Origin of the sequence: Luteibacter sp. UNCMF366Tsu5.1 (assembly GCF_900119235.1) — a bacterium.
In the GTDB taxonomy this organism is placed as follows: Bacteria; Pseudomonadota; Gammaproteobacteria; order Xanthomonadales; family Rhodanobacteraceae; genus Luteibacter; species Luteibacter flocculans.
The window spans coordinates 125,889-142,571 of the sequence record NZ_FPIS01000001.1 but is presented as its reverse complement, the minus strand read 5'-3'; the positions used below and the strand labels follow the sequence as shown (position 1 = coordinate 142,571).

Sequence of the window (16,683 nt, the reverse complement as noted above, 5' to 3'; positions counted from 1 at the left end):
ATGCCGCGATCGGCGAGGTTAAGATAGCTGCGACTCTTCGTCCGCGCCCAGGGGAACCCGATGTCACGTCGCACCACCCGCATGCTCGCACTCGCCGCCATCGTGGCATGGTCGACCCAAGGCGCCGCCGCGCATGCCCGCAAGGCCACCGAGGACGATGCCTTCGCCTCCATCGTCAGTGTGCGTCAGGCCTATGCGTCCGGCGCCTTGACTCCCGAAGGGCTGACTCAGCTCTTCCTGGATCGGATTGCGCGAATCGACAAGGCTGGCCCGACGATCAACGCGGTGCTGGAAACCAATCCGGATGCCCTGGCCATCGCTCGCAAGCATCCCAAGGGCGCGCTCGGCGGCATTCCCATTTTGCTCAAGGACAACATCGACACGGGCGACCGCATGATGACCAGCGCCGGTTCGCTGGCCCTCACGATCAAGCCAGCACCACGCGATTCGGAAGTCGCCGCCCGCCTGCGCAAAGCGGGCGCGGTGATCCTTGGCAAGACCAACCTCAGCGAGTGGGCGAACATGCGCTCCAACCACGCCACCAGCGGCTGGACGGGGCGCGGTGGCCTTACCGTCAATCCGTACGTGCTGGATCGCAATGCCTGTGGTTCGAGCGCCGGCTCAGGCGCTGCGGTCGCCGCGGGTCTTGCCACGGCGGCGATCGGCAGCGAAACGGACGGCTCGATCATCTGCCCGGCGTCGATGACCGGCCTGGTGGGCATCAAGCCCACCGTGGGCCTGGTCAGCCGGTCGGGCATCATCCCCATTTCGCACAGCCAGGACACCGCTGGCCCCATGGCACGCAGCGTGGCGGACGCCGCAGCCGTGCTGAGTGCCATCGCCGGTTCCGACGCGCGCGACCCCGCCACGGTCGACGCGGACAAGCACGCCACCGATTACACGCGCTTTCTCGATCCGAACGCGCTTCGCGGCAAGCGCATCGGTGTCGTGCGCCAGCTCGCCGGCATCGAACCGAACGCCGACCGCGCGCTCGAACACACCATCGCGTTGTTGAAGGCGCAGGGCGCCACGGTGGTCGACAACGTGGAGATCCCTCACCTGAAGGAACTGAGCGAGCACGAGATCGACGTGTTGCTCTACGAGTTCAAGCACGACATCGCCGCCTATCTCGCCACGCGTCCCGATCAGCCGATGCGCACGCTCGCCGATCTCATCGCATTCAACGAGCGGGAGGCGGCGAAGGAAATGCCATGGTTCGGCCAGGAGCTGTTCCTTGCGGCGCAGGCCAAGGCCGGGCTCGACGACCCCAAGTACATCGGCATGCGCGATCGCAACAAGCAGCTGGCCGGCCCGGAAGGCATCGACGCGGCATTGGCGAAAGACAAGCTGGATGCCCTGCTCGCCCCGAGCTGGGGACCGGCGTTCGTCAACGATCTGGTCCTTGGCGACCACGTGGTGAGCGGCGATCCCACGGTCGGCGGCGTGTCGGCACCCGCTGCGATAGCCGGCTATCCGTCCATCACCCTGCCCGTCGAATTCGCGCACGAGCTGCCCGTGGGCGTGGTGTTCTTCGGCACCAAGTGGAGCGAACCCACGCTCATTGCCATCGCCTATGGCGTGGAGCAGAAGGTCAAGGCGTTCCGCCGGCCGACCTACCTGCCCACGCTACCGATCCGGTAGCGCCTATGCCCGTCCCGGGCGGGCGTCGGCACTGTGTGTAGCGCAGCGGAATCCCCTGCGCTTTACACAGGAAAACCCATGACACCCCTCCCCTCCCGTCTTGCGCCATGCCTCGCCACCGCGTTGACACTCGCGCTCGCCGCGGCGCCCGCGCATGCCCAAGACATTCCGGCTCGCCGAACGGCCACGGTCGACGATGCCTATCTGTCCATTGCGGGGCTGCGCCAGGCGTATGCCCGTGGTGAACTGACACCGCTCGACATGACGCTGTCGTTCCTCGATCGCATCAATGCGATCGACCGTGCAGGGCCCACACTGCGCTCCGTGATCGAGACCAATCCGGATGCGGCCATCGCGGCCCATGCCGCGACGCAGGCGTATTGCAACGGTGCCACAACATCATTGACTGGCATCCCGATCCTGCTGAAGGACAACATCGAAACAGGCGACCGCATGCGCACCAGCGCGGGCTCTCTGCTCTTCCCGTTGCCAGCCCGGCAGGACGCCACGGTCACGGCCAAGCTGCGCGAAGCCGGCGCCATCATCCTCGGCAAGGCGAATCTCACGGAGTGGGCCAACTTCCGCAGCATGATGTCGATTCATGGGTGGTCGGCGCGCGGCGGCACCACGCTCAATCCCTTCGCGCTGTATGCAACGCCGCTTGGCTCCAGCTCAGGTTCCGGCGCTGCAGTCGCCGCAGGCCTGGCGACGGCTGCGCTGGGCACGGAAACACAGGGGTCGATCATTGGACCCGCCATGGCAATGGGCCTGGTGGGCATGAAGCCCACCATTGGGCTGGTGAGTCGCACGGGCATCATCCCTCTGTCGCACATGCAGGACAGCGCCGGTCCGATGACGCGGAGCGTGGCGGATGCTGCCGCCGTGCTCAAAGCGATCGCCGGGAGTGATCCGACCGACCCTCTCACCGTCGAGGCCGACCGGCATGTCTCCGACTACACCCTTGCGCTTGCCGCCGACGCCGTCCGAGGCATGCGCATCGGCGTGGTGCGTCGTCACGCTTTCGACGATAACCGATGGGGCTCGGCCATGGATCGTGCCGTGGAAATTCTGGAAAGCAAGGGAGCGATCGTCGTCGATAACGTGGAGTTACCGGCGACGGACGTGGCGGTAGACGACCAATTGAGCCTTGTGCTGACCGAATTCAAGCACGACATCGCGTCGTACCTCGCGCGACGGACGGAGCAGCCCTTGCGCACCCTGGAGCAGGTGATCGCTTTCAACGAAGCTGAAGCCGACCGTGAACTGATCCACTTCGGTCAGGAGTTGTTTGAGGAGGCCCTTCTGGCGCCGGGCATCGACGATCCGGATTACGTCGAACGAAGGCTGCGAGCCCGACGCGTGGCTGGCCCGGAAGGCATCGATGCCACACTGGCGACTCATAAGCTCGACGCGCTGATCGGACCTTTCTCGCTGAACGCCGTGGCAGCGCTTGCAGGCTATCCCATCCTGACGGTACCGACCCATTTCGAAGGAAACTTGCCCAAAGGGGTCATGCTCTACGGCACTAAATGGAGCGAGGCTAAGCTGCTGACGATCGGCCATGCGATCGAGCAAGGGGCCAACGCGTTCCGCAGGCCTACCTTCATCGCAACGCCGCCGCCTGAGTCGTGATGCATGAGAAGGAGCGCGCCGAGGCGCGCTCCTTCTCCGTTTATGCCTTGGCCGCGAACTCGCGAACGATCGGCGCGAGCTTCGGATCTTCCAGCGCCATCGCCATGGTGGCGCGGACAAGACCCGCCTTGTTGCCGCAATCGAAGCGCGTGCCTTCGAAGCGGTAGGCCAGCACCTTGCCGTTGTCCTTGAGCAGGTTCTCGATCGCGTCGGTTAGCTGGATCTCGCCACCTGCGCCCTCGCGGGTGTTCCTCAGGTACTCGAAGATCTCGCAGGGCAGCACGTAGCGGCCGACCACGGCAAGATTCGACGGCGCGTCCGCGGGCTTCGGCTTTTCCACCATGTGGCGGATAACCGTGGCGCGATCGCTGACGGCCTCGGTGGCGTCGACGATGCCGTACTTGTCCGTGTCGCTCTGCGGCACTTCCTCAACGGCGATCACGCCGGCATCGTTGGCGTCGGCCACTTCCGCCATCTGGCGCAATGCGCCTTTACCCTTGTTCCAGATCAGGTCATCGGGAAGCATCACGCCGAAACGCTCATTGCCCACGACCGGCGCGGCGCGCAGCACGGCGTCACCGAGGCCGAGAGCCTCCGGCTGGGTCACGAACACACAGCGGACATGACGCGGCAGGATGCCCCGCAGAATCGACAGCAGCTCTTCCTTGTTCTTCTCCGCCAGCTTTTCTTCAAGCTCGTAGGCTTTGTCGAAATAGTCGGCGATCGCGTGCTTGTAACGGTTGGTGACGAACACCAGCGTATCGGCGCCCGCGTCGACAGCCTCATCCACCGCGTACTGGATCAGCGGACGGTCGAGCACGGGAAGCATTTCCTTGGCTACCACCTTGGTCGCGGGAAGGAAGCGCGTACCGAGGCCGGCAACGGGAAATACGACCTTGCGCAGGGGTTGGGTCATGCAATGTCTCCACTTTCGTTTCGGCGTAGCGGCAGCACGTTGTCCGTCTGCGGCTCGCTCCAACGGAAGGAAGGCAGCAGCTGCGACACGCACCGGCGCAGGGTTTCTTCATCGAACGCGGCCACGGCTTCTTCGGCGCGCGCCAACTGGGTCTGCAGCAGTTCCCACGACACCTGGCGGTGCTGGGCCTGGAAGATCTTCGCGTGCGTCGTGCTCGTGTAGTTCTCCAGCGGATGGAACAGTTCCTCGAACAGCTTCTCGCCGGAACGAAGTCCCGTGTAGACGATCTGGATGTCCGAGCCCGGGCGCTTGCCCGCCAGGCGGATCATCTGCTCGGCGAGATCGCGGATCTTCACCGGATCGCCCATGTCGAGCGCGAAGATCTCGCCGCCCTTACCGAGACTCGCGGCCTGCAGAATGAGCTGACAGGCCTCGGGAATGGTCATGAAATAGCGCGAGATCTCCGGGTGAGTGATCGTCACCGGACCGCCCTGGCGGATCTGCCGGCGAAACAGCGGGACCACCGATCCGGCGGAGTCGAGCACGTTACCGAAACGCACCGTAATGAAACGTGTAGACGTGTGCGCCGCGAGGTTCTGACACCAGATCTCCGCCATGCGCTTGCAGGCGCCCATCACCGACGTGGGATTCACTGCCTTGTCGGTGGAGATGAGCACGAACGATTCCACGCCGCAGCGTACCGCCGCATCGGCCACCACGCGGGTGCCGATGACGTTGTTGCGGAAGGCCTCGCGCAATTGCCCTTGCAGCATCGGCACGTGCTTGTAGGCCGCAGCGTGGAAGACGATCTGCGGCTGGGTTTCCTCGAACAGCCGGTTGACCGCGGTGGCATCGCGCGCGTCGGTCAGCACGCCGTTGAAGATGAGTTCGGGATAGGCCGAGGTCAGTTCCTGCCCGATCCGGTAGAGGTTGTATTCGGAGAGTTCTACCACCGTAAGGGAACTGGCGCCCAGGCGGGCGACCTGACGACACAGTTCCGAACCGATCGAGCCACCGCCACCGGTCACCAGCACGCGACGACCACTGATGTTCTCGCGGATGGCCGTCCAATCGAGCTCGACGGCATCGCGGCCGAGAAGATCCTCGATGGCGACTTCCTTGATCTCGTTGAACTGCGCGCGGCCGGCCACGACGTCCTCGAGGCGCGGCACCGTACGGAACGGCAGTCCGGTGCTCTCGCAGAAGGCGACGATGCGGCGCATCTGCGCCGTGGTCGCGCCCGGTACGGCGATGAGCAGCATCTGTACCGCCACCGCCTTGGACAGCTCGGCAAGCTGGTCCACCGTGCCCAGCACGGGGATGCCACCGATCTGCGCGCCACGCAAGGCGAGGTTGTCGTCCACGAAACCGATGACGCTGTAGCGGCTGTCGCGGCGCAGATCGCGCGAGAGCGCTTCGCCAGCGCGATCCGCCCCTACGATCAGCACACGCTTGGTCGGCATCGACTGGAACAGGTCGATGCGGCTGTCCTTCCAGAACCGGTAGCTGAGTCGCGGCAGGCCGAGCAGCACGACCAGCACGACGGGATACACCAGCAGCACCGAACGCGGCACGCCGTCGAGGCGCGCATACATGACCATCGCAAGGCCGATGATCAGCGCGCCGATGACCGTCGCGCGGATGATGTTCCACAGGTCCGGCAGGCTCGCAAAGCGCCACACGCCTTTGTAGAGACCGGTCCAATTGAACACGGCTCCCTGCACCAGCAGCACGATGGGAAATTCCATCGGCAGATAGGTGACCGGGGCGAGATCCGGCATCAGCGCATAGCGCAGCGACTTGGCGATCCACCAGGCGAACGCAGCCATGGCGAGGTCGTGTGCGACCACGGCCGTGCGAGGGTGGATGATGCCGATGAACTTACGCAGAAACATGTCGCTCCCTTCGACGCAAGCCGAGTCGCTTGCCAGTACGCCAAACCGCTGCTCCCAACAGGTACACCGCCCCCATGCAGAAGGGCGCCGCCGCTGGCGAGCGGAACGCAATCCATGCGAGGGGAACGCAGACGAGGACATTCCACGCGAAGTAGCCTGCGGCTACCTTCCGATGCGATGCGCCCCGCCTCACGAGCCACTGATAGAGATGCTCGCGGTGCGGAGTGTACCAGCGCGCACCGCGCAGCATTCGCACGAGCAACGTCAACGTTGCGTCGATGACGAACGCCGACGAGAAGATCAGCGCAGGCCACAGCAGGTCGGTCTGGAAGGCCCAGAGCGTCGCCGTCAGCGCGAAGACCATGAAACCCAGCGTCCCGCTGCCGACGTCGCCCATGAAGATGCGTGCAGGAGACCGGTTGAACCACCAAAAACCCAGCGAGGCCGTGGCCATTGCCAGTGCAGCCCCTGCGATCGCTGGGGTACCGGCGGCCCAGGCCAGCGCCGCGGACGCCGCACCGAAGAACATGGCCTGCTGCGAGGCCAGCCCGTCGATACCGTCCATGAAATTGTGCAGGTTGATGCACCACACGCCCGCAAGAAGAAGCGGTACCGCCCAGAGCAGGCTCGCGGTCTGCGAGGCCACCGCCACGCAGAACAACAGCGTGGCGGCGAGCTGGATCAGCAGCCGCGGCCGGATCGGCAGTGAGCCGTGATCGTCGAGCCAGCCGATCGCGGCCACAGCGATCGTCGCGACCGTGAACGCGGCCGTCGTCGCGGCGCCCGGTGAGACCGGCAGGAGCAGCAGCGCCGCAGGCATGCCGACCAGGGCACCGAGCACAATGCCGATGCCGCCACCGCGGGGCGTCGGCAGGGTATGCGAGCGGCGGTGCCCGGGTGCATCCAGCATGCCGCGACGGTGCGCGTAGGAAATCGCGATCCGCACACTGGCAAACGAAACGACGAGGGCAACCAGGGCGCAGCCCGTCAGCAGGAATCCGGCGCTCGCGACGGGAGGCATCATTCGTTGGCCACACCATGAATGGGGCGCACGGTGCCCCAGCTCTTGCAGCTCGGGCACTGCCAGTGATGCGCTTTCGCGCCGAAACCACAGCGGCTGCAGCGATACATCGCCTGCCCTTCGAGCAGCTTGCGGGTCAGGTCGCGCAGGATCAGGTAGTTCTCCCGCGCTTCGCCGGAGACCTTGTCCATGGTGGCATCGATCAATGCCATCAGCCCGCGTACCGAGGGGCGCTTGCGCAATTGGCCGGTGAGGAAGTCGATGGCCATGCGTTCGCCGTCGCGTCCCTCATAGAGCCGGGTAAGCGCCAGTACGGGGGAGATACCGTGATAACGCCCCATGATCTCGCGCAGGAACGTTTCGGCGCGGTCCATCTGCTGCGAACGGGCGTAGCAGTTGAGCAATGGGGGGAGAATCTCCGGTACGAATGCGATGTCAGCCGCGATGGCCGCCTCGTACGAGGCGATGGCCTGGTCCAGTTCTTCGTCTTCCGCGGACAACCGGCCGGCAATCATGTGCGCTCGCACGCAATCCTGCTGGCAGGCAAAGGCCTCGCGCACATAATCGCGAGCCTCGGTACGCGCCCCATGCTGACGTGACTGTTCGGCCAGCTCGCAGTAGAACTGCGCGATCATGGCCGACTCGTCCTCGCCGGTCATCGTTTCGAGCCGGCGCGCATGGTCGATCGCCTTGTGCCACTCGCGCTCGTGCTGGTAGATCGCGATGAGATGGCGCAGCGCGGACGGCGCAAGCGCGTCCATCGCGACCAGATCGGAAAACAACGTTTCGGCGCGATCGAGCAGACCGGCGCGCATGTAGTCCTCGCCGAGTTCGAGGAGCGCCACGGTCTTCATTTCATCCGAAAGGCCCTGCCGCGACACCAGGTGCTGGTGCAGACGGATGGCGCGATCCACCTCGCCTCGCTTGCGGAACAGGTTACCGAGGGCCAGGTGCGTTTCCACAGTGTCGCGGTTGTATTCGGCGAGGCGCAGGAAGACTTCCAGCGCCTTGTCCTGCTCCTCGTTGAGGAGATAGTTCAAGCCGCGGAAATAGTCCGACGAAAGCTCGTTGACGCGTTGGCCGGACCCGCGCACGTGGCTGCGCCGGGCGAGCCACCAGCCACAGGCGAAGGCCAGCGGGGGAACGAGCGCCAACAACCAGATCGGGTTCATGCGGTGGTCGCGTTGGCTACCTTGCGCTCGTCGCGCGCACGCCGATGCCGCCGCCGAAGCGCCAGGGACGTGCCCAGCCAGGCGGTGATCCCACCGAGGATCCAACCCACCAGCACGGCCGCGAGCATGGCGCCGCCCTTCGGCAGCGACACTCGGGCGAAGCCGAAATCGAACGGCACCAGATCGGCATTCAACGCGCCGAAGACGATGCCGGCGGCGACGAACAGCAGCAGGAAGATGATGGCAAGCAGACGCATCTGGCGAATGTACCCGAATCATGAACGCGATGGTGCGTTGCGGTTGGCTTTTCATACAGCTTCGGCGGCACGTCCCTGACCATGGGTGCCGGCAAAGCGGGTGTTGGTTGTGCAAAAAAAAACGCCGCGTCACTGCGCGGCGTTGGTCTCCTCGATAAGATTTACGCGTTCGCGTAATTCCTTACCGGGTTTGAAGTGTGGTACGTGCTTGCCGGGCAAGGCGACCGCCTCGCCGGTCTTGGGGTTGCGTCCCATGCGCGGCGGACGGAAATGAAGCGCAAAGCTGCCGAAGCCGCGTATCTCGATGCGTTCACCCGTGGAGAGCGCATGACTCATCTGCTCCAGCACGCTCTTGACCGCAAGTTCCACGTCGCTGAAGGCAAGATGGGTCTGGCGCCGAGCCAGCGCCTCGATCAGTTCCGACTTTGTCATGGGTCCCCTGGTAATTCTCAAGCTGACGCAAAGGTCTGTCCAAACAATGGCGAGGGGCGGATGACCGCCCCTCGCCCGACGGTCAGTCGGCCTTGTTCATCTGCTCTTTGAGCAGCGCGCCGAGCTTGGTCGTGCCACCTGCAGCGGACTGGTAGTCGGCCATCGTATCGGCCAGATCTTCCTCGTCCTTCGCGCGGATCGACAGCTGCAGCTGACGGCCCTTGCGATCCATGCCGGTGAACTTCGCCTCGACCGCATCGCCGACCTTCAGGTACTGCGTGGCGTCGTCCACGCGCTCCTTGGCGATGTCGTTCGCACGGATGTAGCCCTCGACGCCTTCGCCGAGATCCACGACCGCACCCTTGGCGTCGACTTCCTTGACCGTGCCGGTCAGGACCGTGCCGCGCGGATTCGTGGCCATGAACTGACCGAACGGATCCTGCTCCATCTGCTTGATGCCGAGGGAGATGCGCTCGCGTTCCGGATCGACAGCCAGAACCACGGCCTCGACTTCGTCGCCCTTCTTGAAGTTGCGGACGAGGTCTTCACCCGAGGCCTGCCACGAGATGTCGGACAGGTGGACGAGACCATCGATACCGCCTTCCAGGCCGATGAAGATGCCGAAGTCGGTGATAGACTTGATCTGACCGGAGACCTTGTCGCCCTTCTTGTGCATGGCGGCGAAGGCTTCCCACGGGTTCGAGCGGGTCTGCTTGATACCCAGCGAGATGCGGCGACGCTCTTCGTCCACGTCCAGGACCATGACTTCCGTCTCGTCGCCGACCTGCACGACCTTGGCCGGATTGACGTTCTTGTTGGTCCAGTCCATTTCGGACACGTGCACCAGGCCTTCCACGCCCGGCTCGATCTCAACGAAGCAACCGTAATCGGTCACGTTGGAGACCTTGCCGAACAGGCGGCTGCCGACCGGGTAGCGGCGGGCGATGGCGACCCACGGGTCGTCGCCGAGCTGCTTGAGGCCGAGCGACACGCGGTTGCGCTCGCGGTCGTACTTCAGCACGCGGACGTCCAGCTCGTCGCCGACGTTGACGACTTCGGACGGGTGACGCACGCGCTTCCACGCCATGTCGGTGATGTGCAGCAGGCCGTCGATGCCGCCGAGGTCCACGAACGCGCCGTAGTCGGTGAGGTTCTTCACCACACCCTTGACCACTGCGCCTTCGGTCAGGCGCTCGAGCAGCTTCTCGCGCTCTTCCGAGAACTCCGTCTCGACGACCGCGCGGCGGCTGACGACGACATTGTTGCGCTTGCGGTCGAGCTTGATGATCTTGAACTCGAGGTCCTTGCCCTCGAGGTAGACCGGGTCACGGACCGGACGCACGTCGACCAGGGAGCCCGGCAGGAATGCGCGGACGTCCTTGATGTCGACCGTGAAGCCGCCCTTGACCTTGCCGGAGATCTTGCCGGTGATGGTCTCTTCCTTGTCGAACGCCTGCTCGAGGTCGTCCCACACCATCGAACGCTTGGCCTTCTCACGGGAGAGCTTGGTCTCGCCGAAGCCGTCTTCGAGCGCGTCGAGCGCGACCTTGACCTCGTCGCCCACTTCCACTTCCAGCGCGCCGGACTCGTCCTTGAACTGCTCGATGGGGACGATGCCTTCGCTCTTCAGGCCGGCGTTGATCACCACCACGTCGTTGCGGATTTCCACAACGATACCGGTGACGATGGAGCCGGGCTTCAGCTTGGAGATGGCCTGCTGGCTCTGTTCAAACAGTTCGGCAAAACTTTCAGTCATGTTGATTCCAGGGTTATGAAAGGTCGTACCCGGCGCTGCGTACCTTCGTGATCGCAGGCAAACGGGGGACCCACCGGTCAGGGGTGCGCGAACATGCCCGGATAGGCCTGCCCTGCACCGTTGCAAGAGCCCGCGCAACCGCGCGGACGCCAATGCCGGATGCGCCCTACGGGCGCACCACGGCGAATACTTTCGCCACTACTTCGTCGATCGGCATGCCGGTGGTATCGATCACCACGGCGCCTTCGGCTGGCTTCAATGGGGCGACCGGCCGCGACGCATCCCGCTCGTCGCGCGCCTCGATCTCTCTTTGAAGAGTCGCAAGTGTAACGCTCAGGCCCTTATCCTTCAACTGCTTATAGCGTCTTTTCGCGCGTTCGGCGGCGCTGGCGGTAAGGAAGAACTTGTGGGCGGCGTCGGGGAAAATCACCGTGCCCATGTCCCGCCCGTCCGCAACCAGGCCCGGCGCCTTGCGGAAACCGTGCTGGAGGTCCACCAGGGCCTGCCGCACGGAGGGGATCACAGCGATGGCGGAGGCCGCAGCGCCGGCCGTTTCGGTGCGCAGTTCGTCGGTGGCGTCGTGGCCGTTGACCAGCACCCGTGTCTCGCCACCATCCGGGCTGGCCTGGAAGCGGATCTTCACGGTCTGGGCGCAACGGGTGACCGCCTCGGCGTCCGAGAGATCGATGCCCTCCTCGCCCGCCGCATAGCCCACCGCGCGATAGAGCGCCCCCGAGTCGAGCAGGCGCCAGCCGAGCCGCTCGGCCACGAGGCGGCTGATCGTTCCCTTGCCGGAGCCGGAAGGGCCGTCGATGGTCAGGACGGGGACGGCTGCCGGATGGCCCATGGCATAAACCTCATTCGCGAAACCGGCATGATATCGCGTCGCCGGTCGGAATCCGGCCATGGACAGCCCAGAAGGGCCGTGCTACAAGCCCGTCAACCTACCGCGCCCAGGGTTCCCGCCCTCCATGTCCGACGACCTTCGGAGCCAGTTCGAGCAGGCTTACCTGGACCTCGGTCGCCTCGGGCACCGGCCCGATAACGACACGCTGCTGCGCATCTATGCGCTCTACAAGCAGGGGTCCGAAGGCGACATCCACGGCGACAAGCCCGGCTTCTTCGATTTCGTCGGCACCGCCAAGTACGAGGCCTGGGCCACGCTCAAGGGCACCCCGCGTGAAGCGGCGATGCGCGACTACATCGCGCTGGTGAGATCGCTGAGCGGCTGATTGTCGCGGCGATCGTCACCCGCTGCGACAACCAGTCGATTCAGGCACCACTGACCCACGCAGCCACCGGCAAATTGCCGAAAACGCCTACGGCCTCGGTCACGCCGCCAGGCCGTGCTCCGTCGCCGAGGACGTTCCGCCATTGCCCTTCTGGCAACGGCAAGGTCGTGCCCTCCCAGCACGCTGCCGGAATCGCCGGGGTCTCGGCGCCCGCCAGCCATTCGGCCGTATGCCGCGCCACGGCCACCAGCAGGCGCTGCCCGCGATGCTCGCGCACGAACGCGAGAATGTGATCGGACGCTGTGCCGGACGCCGACAGCGGTCGGTAGCCGCCCTGGGCGAACAGTTCCGGGTGAGCCCGACGCAGACTCAGTAGCCGCAGAATGATTGCCTGCTTCACTGCCCCATCGCGCCACGTGCCAAGCGCCTCCTCCGGCGCACGCTCACGCTCGAGCGACGCACTGCGTGCCGCGAAGTCCACCGGTCGCCGGTTGTCCGGATCCACCAGGCTGAAGTCCCAGTACTCGGTGCCCTGATAGAGGTCCGGCACACCCGGCGTCGTCAGCCGCAGCACCGTCTGCGCCAGGCCATTGGCGGCGCCGGGCGCGGCGACGTATCGGGCAAAGGCCGCCAGTTCGGCGGCGCCATCGCCGGAGAGCAGGCTGCGCAGGAAATCCTCGCAGGCGTCCTCGTAGGGCTCGTTCGGCGACGTCCAGCGGGTCCAGCGTTTGGCTTCGCGCAGCGCCTTGCGCTGCCACGCCGCGATGCGCGAGGCGAAGCGCTCGAGGCCTTCGTCGTCGCCGGGCTCCAGCCCCAGCGGCCAGGCACCCACCAGCATCTGGTAGAGCATCAGTTCATCGGCCGCCGACGGTGCCATGCGCCCTTCGGCGCGTTGCCGAAGCGACGCGTGACGAGCGCGCCAGTGCTCCACGGTCACTACCCAGCGCCCGGCCACTTCCGACAGCACCGCCAGACGCGCGCGCACATCCTCGCCGCGCTTGTGGTCATGGGTCGCGGTCGCGAGCAGATTGTGTGGCAGCGTGGCGCCGCGTTCGACGCAGCGACGATGGAATTCGTCCATCGAAATTGCCAGCCGTGCCGCGTCCACGCCGACTTCGTTGCGCGAGAGCAAGCGGCCGTAGCGATAGCCCGCCGTGTCTTCAACCGCTTTCGCAGCGACGGGCGACGTCGCCTGCTGGAACACCGCGATCGCGCGTTCGCGTGCGCGGCGCACCGGCCCCGGGGGGAGCGCGCGCGGTGCCTCGCCGCCAAGCCAACCCGCCACGAGATACAGCAAGTCCGTGTCTTCACCCCGGATCGTCCGCAACGCACCTTCCACTGCACGCTCGAACACGGCAGTGTCGAAGGCGTCGCGTCCGGCGCCGCCGGCATAGGTGCGATAGACCGGAAAATGCACCAGCAGCTCTGCCAATACGCGGCGAATGGCAGCAAGCGAGACGTCGCGCGTGGCGACGTCCGCTCGGGCAGCGGCAAAAAGTGCGCGCGCCGTGCGATCCAACTCGGCCTCGAAGCTGTCCACCAGGATCTGCCGACGCGCGCGAACGGCTTGCGTTGCGAAGTCGGCGCCTTCGCCGGTGAGATTGCGCCACAGCTCGGTCAGCGGCGCTTCGCCTGTCTCGTCATGCAGCACCGCCGAGACCTGATCCATGAACTCGTAGCCGGTGGTGCCATCCGTGCGCCAGTCGAGCCGGAGCGACTCATCCTCGGCGAGGATCTTCTCCACCACGATATAGGCACCACCGCGCGGCGCCTCCGGTGGACGCTGCGTACGCAGACGATCGAGTCGATGACGCAGTTGGCGGCAGTAACGCCGCGGGTCCGCCAGCCCGTCCACGTGATCGCAACGCACACCGTCGATCAATCCTTCGGCGTAGAGGCGGAAGATCGTCTTGTGCGTATCTTCGAACACGGCCGTGCGCTCGATGCGCAGACCGGCGAGTTCGTTGATGTCGAAGAAGCGACGGTAGTTCACCATATCGCTGGCGAGCTTCCAGAACGCGAGGCGGTAATGCTGCCGTTCGATCAACGCATGCAGCGTTGCCCTGCCCTCGTCTGACGCTGGATCGTGCTTCGCCTCGGCATCGTCGGTCAGGCCGGCCAGCGATTCCGGCGAGAGCGGCAGGTGATCGTCGTAGACGCGCAGCATCCATTCGCCGCGCCGACGCGCCAGCCGCAGGTGTCCTTCGCGCAGCGTCGCGTCATAGCCTGCGCCAAGGATCGGCAGCAACAGGCGTCCACGCAGCAACGGATCGGAGGCTTGCCAGTCGATGTCGAAATAACCCGCATAGCGACTGGTGCGACTGTGGCGGAGCACGTCCATCCACCATGCGTTCTGCACGCCGACGCCCATATGGTTCGGCACGATGTCCAGCACGAGGCCCATGCCGCGTGAGCGCAGGCGCGCCACGAGACGACGCAAGGCGTCTTCTCCGCCGAGTTCGGGATTCACCTCATGGCAATCGACCACGTCGTAGCCATGCGTCGAACCGGAGCGCGCGCGTAGGATCGGCGAGGCATACAGGTGACTGATGCCAAGACGCGCGTAGTAGTCGACGACCTCCACCGCATCGTCGAGGGTGAACCCGGCATGGAACTGAAGGCGGGCAAGTGCGCGTGGTGGACTCATCGGGAACGGTTCCGGGTCTGATCGATAGTGGCGCACACGGCGTGGGCAATGGGCCCGTCGAACAACCGCGACGACGAGTCCGGCATGCGCCGGCGCCAGTTCGGATGCACCGCGTCGGTGGGTCCGGGTAGATTGGGTTGCTCGTGCAGGCCGAGGACGTCCTCGACCGGGAAGATCGCCAGGGGTGCCGGCGCCTGCGACACATGCCGCGCAGCCGCGACGACCACCGGCGAGATGTCGTCGGGGGCAGGCGGTGCGTCCTCATTCCATGCCGAGCCGGATGCGCAGAGTGCGCGCCACAGCTTCACGCGTTCGCCCACGCGCACGGCGGCTTCGTCCACGGTCGGATCGTCGAGGCCCGTACGCTTGCGCCACGCCACGTCGCGACCGCTCCACCATCCGGCGACGGTCGGCACGTCGTGCGTGCTCGTCGTCGCCATCGCCTTGCTCGACCACTCGGACGGCGCAACGAAGCCGCCGTCGGCAGCACGCTCGAACCAGAGCACGCGGATGCCGAGCAGGTTGCGTTCGCCGATCGCATCGCGAAAATCGGAGGGCACCGTGCCGAGGTCTTCGCCGATCACGATCGCGCGGTGCAGATGCGATTCGAGCGCGATGAGGCGCAACAGATCGTTCATTGGGTAGCGCACGTAGGCGCCCTCGGTGGCGCCTACGCCATGCGGCAACAGCCACAGGCGCTTCAGGCCCAACACGTGATCGATGCGTACGCCGCCCGCATGCGCCAGCGCCGCGCGCAACATGCCGATGAAGCCCCGGAAGCCGGATTCGCGAAGCCCGCGCGGCGAGAAGGTCGTCAGACCCCAATCCTGGCCCAGCCGGTTGAGCGCATCCGGTGGCGCGCCGACGGAAAGACCGCTCAGTACTTCGCCCTGATGAGCCCAGGCGTGGCTTCCGCCCGCATCGGCGCCGACCGCCAGATCGGCGATCAGGCCGATCTTCATGCCCGCATCGCGCGCAGCCTTCTGCGCGCCTTCCAGGCCTTGCGCTGCCAGCCATTGGAGCCAGGCGTGGAACCCCACCTCGCGCGAGTGTTCGCGGGCAAACGCTGCCACCGCACTACTCGCCGGATCGTGGAAGGCCTCAGGCCAACCTTGCCACCCCCCGGGTCGTCCGTGGGCGGTGAAGTCGGCATGCAGCGCCTCGAAGCGCGCATGCCGCTCAAGCGGCTCGCCCTGCTCCTTGCGGAACGCCATGAAGCGGTCGGAATGCGCGAGATCCACCGATGCCCACTCGTATACCGAGCGAAGAATGGTCATGCGTGCCCGGGCCGCGCGCGGCCAGTCGATCAGCTCGAGCCATTCCAGCTCGGCCAGCTCCTGCCGAAGATTGTGCGTGTCGATCACGGCGCGCACCGTCTGCTCGCCGCTGGTACGTGCGGGGTCGATGTAAAGGCCATTGAGAAACAGACGGCTGGACGGCGCGTAGGGGCTGTAGCGCTCGGGTGCCGCCGCGAACAGCGCATGCAGCGGACTGATCGCCATCGCGTCGGCGCCCTTCTCCGCTGCTGCCTTCGCTGCCAGCTCCAGGGCCGTAAAGTCGCCAATACCGCCGTCGCCCGGACGGCGCAGGCTGGACATCTGCACTGCGACGCCCCAGGGATTTCGCGCACCCGCGATGTCGCCGACGCCGAAGGTCCGGGACGGCGCCACGGCCAACGTCACCTCGTCGTCGCCCAGCGATAGCGTGTAGTAGCCAGGCAAAGCCGGCGCATTGACCTCGCGCTCACTGGAAGGCAACTCGCCTTCGCTCACCACGGCGCCGTCCTGCGAAGCGATCTTCCACGCGCGGCCACGCGGCGATGGCGGTAGCTCGACGCGAGCCCCCGCATCTGCGGTGATGAGCCGCGGCAACCGACGACCGCTACCTTCCTCATCGAGACGCTGCAGGCTGGCGTCGATATCGCCCGCATTCTCCGCCGGCAGGCCCAGCGCACGAAGCACGGCGCGCAGCGTGTCCGGCGACGTCGTCTGCGGGCGGTCCAACGCGTCACGCCAGTGCACGTCGATGCCTGCCTTTTCGGCCAGCAGAGCGAGGCGATCGTCGGGGGATGCGTTCACGGGA

General features: G+C 65.7%; 13 protein-coding genes. 3 read left to right on the top strand and 10 right to left on the bottom strand.

The annotated features are described in order from the left end of the window. Positions 1 to 60: 60 nt before the first annotated feature. Complete coding sequence (locus tag BT115_RS00570) at positions 61 to 1,641, top strand: amidase (RefSeq protein WP_072320628.1); 1,581 nt, start codon at positions 61 to 63, stop codon at positions 1,639 to 1,641. A gap of 78 nt (positions 1,642 to 1,719) precedes the next feature. Beyond that, entirely contained in the window at positions 1,720 to 3,273 is a 1,554-nt protein-coding gene (locus BT115_RS00565; RefSeq protein WP_072320627.1) for an amidase, read from the top strand. Between the two features lie 40 nt (positions 3,274 to 3,313). On the opposite strand, the gene galU is transcribed toward BT115_RS00565, so the two are convergent. The 8 genes from galU to cmk all read right to left on the bottom strand — a co-directional run bounded on the left by galU (position 3,314) and on the right by cmk (position 11,569). Then, the gene (gene galU, locus BT115_RS00560) at positions 3,314 to 4,189 is read right to left on the bottom strand and encodes a UTP--glucose-1-phosphate uridylyltransferase GalU (protein ID WP_072320626.1); all 876 of its coding nucleotides are present in this window, start codon (positions 4,187 to 4,189) and stop codon (positions 3,314 to 3,316) included. Further along, complete coding sequence (locus BT115_RS00555) at positions 4,186 to 6,084, bottom strand: polysaccharide biosynthesis protein (RefSeq protein WP_072320625.1); 1,899 nt, start codon at positions 6,082 to 6,084, stop codon at positions 4,186 to 4,188. The genes galU and BT115_RS00555 overlap by 4 nt, the downstream gene beginning before the upstream one ends. Further along, complete coding sequence (locus BT115_RS00550; RefSeq protein ID WP_083527212.1) at positions 6,071 to 7,108, bottom strand: MraY family glycosyltransferase; 1,038 nt, start codon at positions 7,106 to 7,108, stop codon at positions 6,071 to 6,073. The genes BT115_RS00555 and BT115_RS00550 overlap by 14 nt, the downstream gene beginning before the upstream one ends. After that, a complete protein-coding gene (gene lapB, locus BT115_RS00545) occupies positions 7,105 to 8,277 on the bottom strand; it encodes a lipopolysaccharide assembly protein LapB (protein WP_072320623.1) in 1,173 nt (390 codons plus the stop codon). The genes BT115_RS00550 and lapB overlap by 4 nt, the downstream gene beginning before the upstream one ends. Beyond that, positions 8,274 to 8,534, bottom strand: a complete 261-nt coding sequence (locus tag BT115_RS00540) for a LapA family protein (RefSeq protein WP_072320622.1) — start codon at positions 8,532 to 8,534, stop codon at positions 8,274 to 8,276. The genes lapB and BT115_RS00540 overlap by 4 nt, the downstream gene beginning before the upstream one ends. A 129-nt stretch (positions 8,535 to 8,663) precedes the next feature. Beyond that, positions 8,664 to 8,966, bottom strand: coding sequence for an integration host factor subunit beta (locus BT115_RS00535; RefSeq protein ID WP_072320621.1), 303 nt, complete (start codon positions 8,964 to 8,966; stop codon positions 8,664 to 8,666). Positions 8,967 to 9,048: 82 nt separating this feature from the next. Beyond that, complete coding sequence (gene rpsA / locus BT115_RS00530; RefSeq protein ID WP_072320620.1) at positions 9,049 to 10,722, bottom strand: 30S ribosomal protein S1; 1,674 nt, start codon at positions 10,720 to 10,722, stop codon at positions 9,049 to 9,051. Between the two features lie 166 nt (positions 10,723 to 10,888). Next, positions 10,889 to 11,569 carry a (d)CMP kinase gene (gene cmk / locus BT115_RS00525; protein WP_083527211.1) on the bottom strand — a complete coding sequence of 227 codons (681 nt, stop codon included), beginning with the start codon at positions 11,567 to 11,569 and terminating at the stop codon, positions 10,889 to 10,891. Positions 11,570 to 11,693: 124 nt separating this feature from the next. On the opposite strand from cmk, the gene BT115_RS00520 reads away from it, so the two are divergent. Further along, the gene (locus BT115_RS00520; protein WP_072320619.1) at positions 11,694 to 11,954 is read left to right on the top strand and encodes an acyl-CoA-binding protein; all 261 of its coding nucleotides are present in this window, start codon (positions 11,694 to 11,696) and stop codon (positions 11,952 to 11,954) included. A gap of 40 nt (positions 11,955 to 11,994) precedes the next feature. On the opposite strand, the gene treY is transcribed toward BT115_RS00520, so the two are convergent. After that, positions 11,995 to 14,601 carry a malto-oligosyltrehalose synthase gene (gene treY / locus BT115_RS00515; protein WP_072320618.1) on the bottom strand — a complete coding sequence of 869 codons (2,607 nt, stop codon included), beginning with the start codon at positions 14,599 to 14,601 and terminating at the stop codon, positions 11,995 to 11,997. Further along, positions 14,598 to 16,679, bottom strand: a complete 2,082-nt coding sequence (gene malQ, locus BT115_RS00510) for a 4-alpha-glucanotransferase (RefSeq protein WP_218184702.1) — start codon at positions 16,677 to 16,679, stop codon at positions 14,598 to 14,600. The genes treY and malQ overlap by 4 nt, the downstream gene beginning before the upstream one ends. Between the last annotated feature and the right edge of the window lie 4 nt (positions 16,680 to 16,683).

Bases quoted from the DNA above. Each gene is read 5' to 3' on its own strand.
- BT115_RS00570 (WP_072320628.1), top strand. From the start codon at position 61: ATGTCACGTCGCACCACCCGCATGCTCGCACTCGCCGCCATCGTGGCA.
- BT115_RS00565 (WP_072320627.1), top strand. From the start codon at position 1,720: ATGACACCCCTCCCCTCCCGTCTTGCGCCATGCCTCGCCACCGCGTTG.
- galU (WP_072320626.1), bottom strand. From the start codon at position 4,189: ATGACCCAACCCCTGCGCAAGGTCGTATTTCCCGTTGCCGGCCTCGGT.
- BT115_RS00555 (WP_072320625.1), bottom strand. From the start codon at position 6,084: ATGTTTCTGCGTAAGTTCATCGGCATCATCCACCCTCGCACGGCCGTG.
- BT115_RS00550 (WP_083527212.1), bottom strand. From the start codon at position 7,108: ATGATGCCTCCCGTCGCGAGCGCCGGATTCCTGCTGACGGGCTGCGCC.
- lapB (WP_072320623.1), bottom strand. From the start codon at position 8,277: ATGAACCCGATCTGGTTGTTGGCGCTCGTTCCCCCGCTGGCCTTCGCC.
- BT115_RS00540 (WP_072320622.1), bottom strand. From the start codon at position 8,534: ATGCGTCTGCTTGCCATCATCTTCCTGCTGCTGTTCGTCGCCGCCGGC.
- BT115_RS00535 (WP_072320621.1), bottom strand. From the start codon at position 8,966: ATGACAAAGTCGGAACTGATCGAGGCGCTGGCTCGGCGCCAGACCCAT.
- rpsA (WP_072320620.1), bottom strand. From the start codon at position 10,722: ATGACTGAAAGTTTTGCCGAACTGTTTGAACAGAGCCAGCAGGCCATC.
- cmk (WP_083527211.1), bottom strand. From the start codon at position 11,569: ATGGGCCATCCGGCAGCCGTCCCCGTCCTGACCATCGACGGCCCTTCC.
- BT115_RS00520 (WP_072320619.1), top strand. From the start codon at position 11,694: ATGTCCGACGACCTTCGGAGCCAGTTCGAGCAGGCTTACCTGGACCTC.
- treY (WP_072320618.1), bottom strand. From the start codon at position 14,601: ATGAGTCCACCACGCGCACTTGCCCGCCTTCAGTTCCATGCCGGGTTC.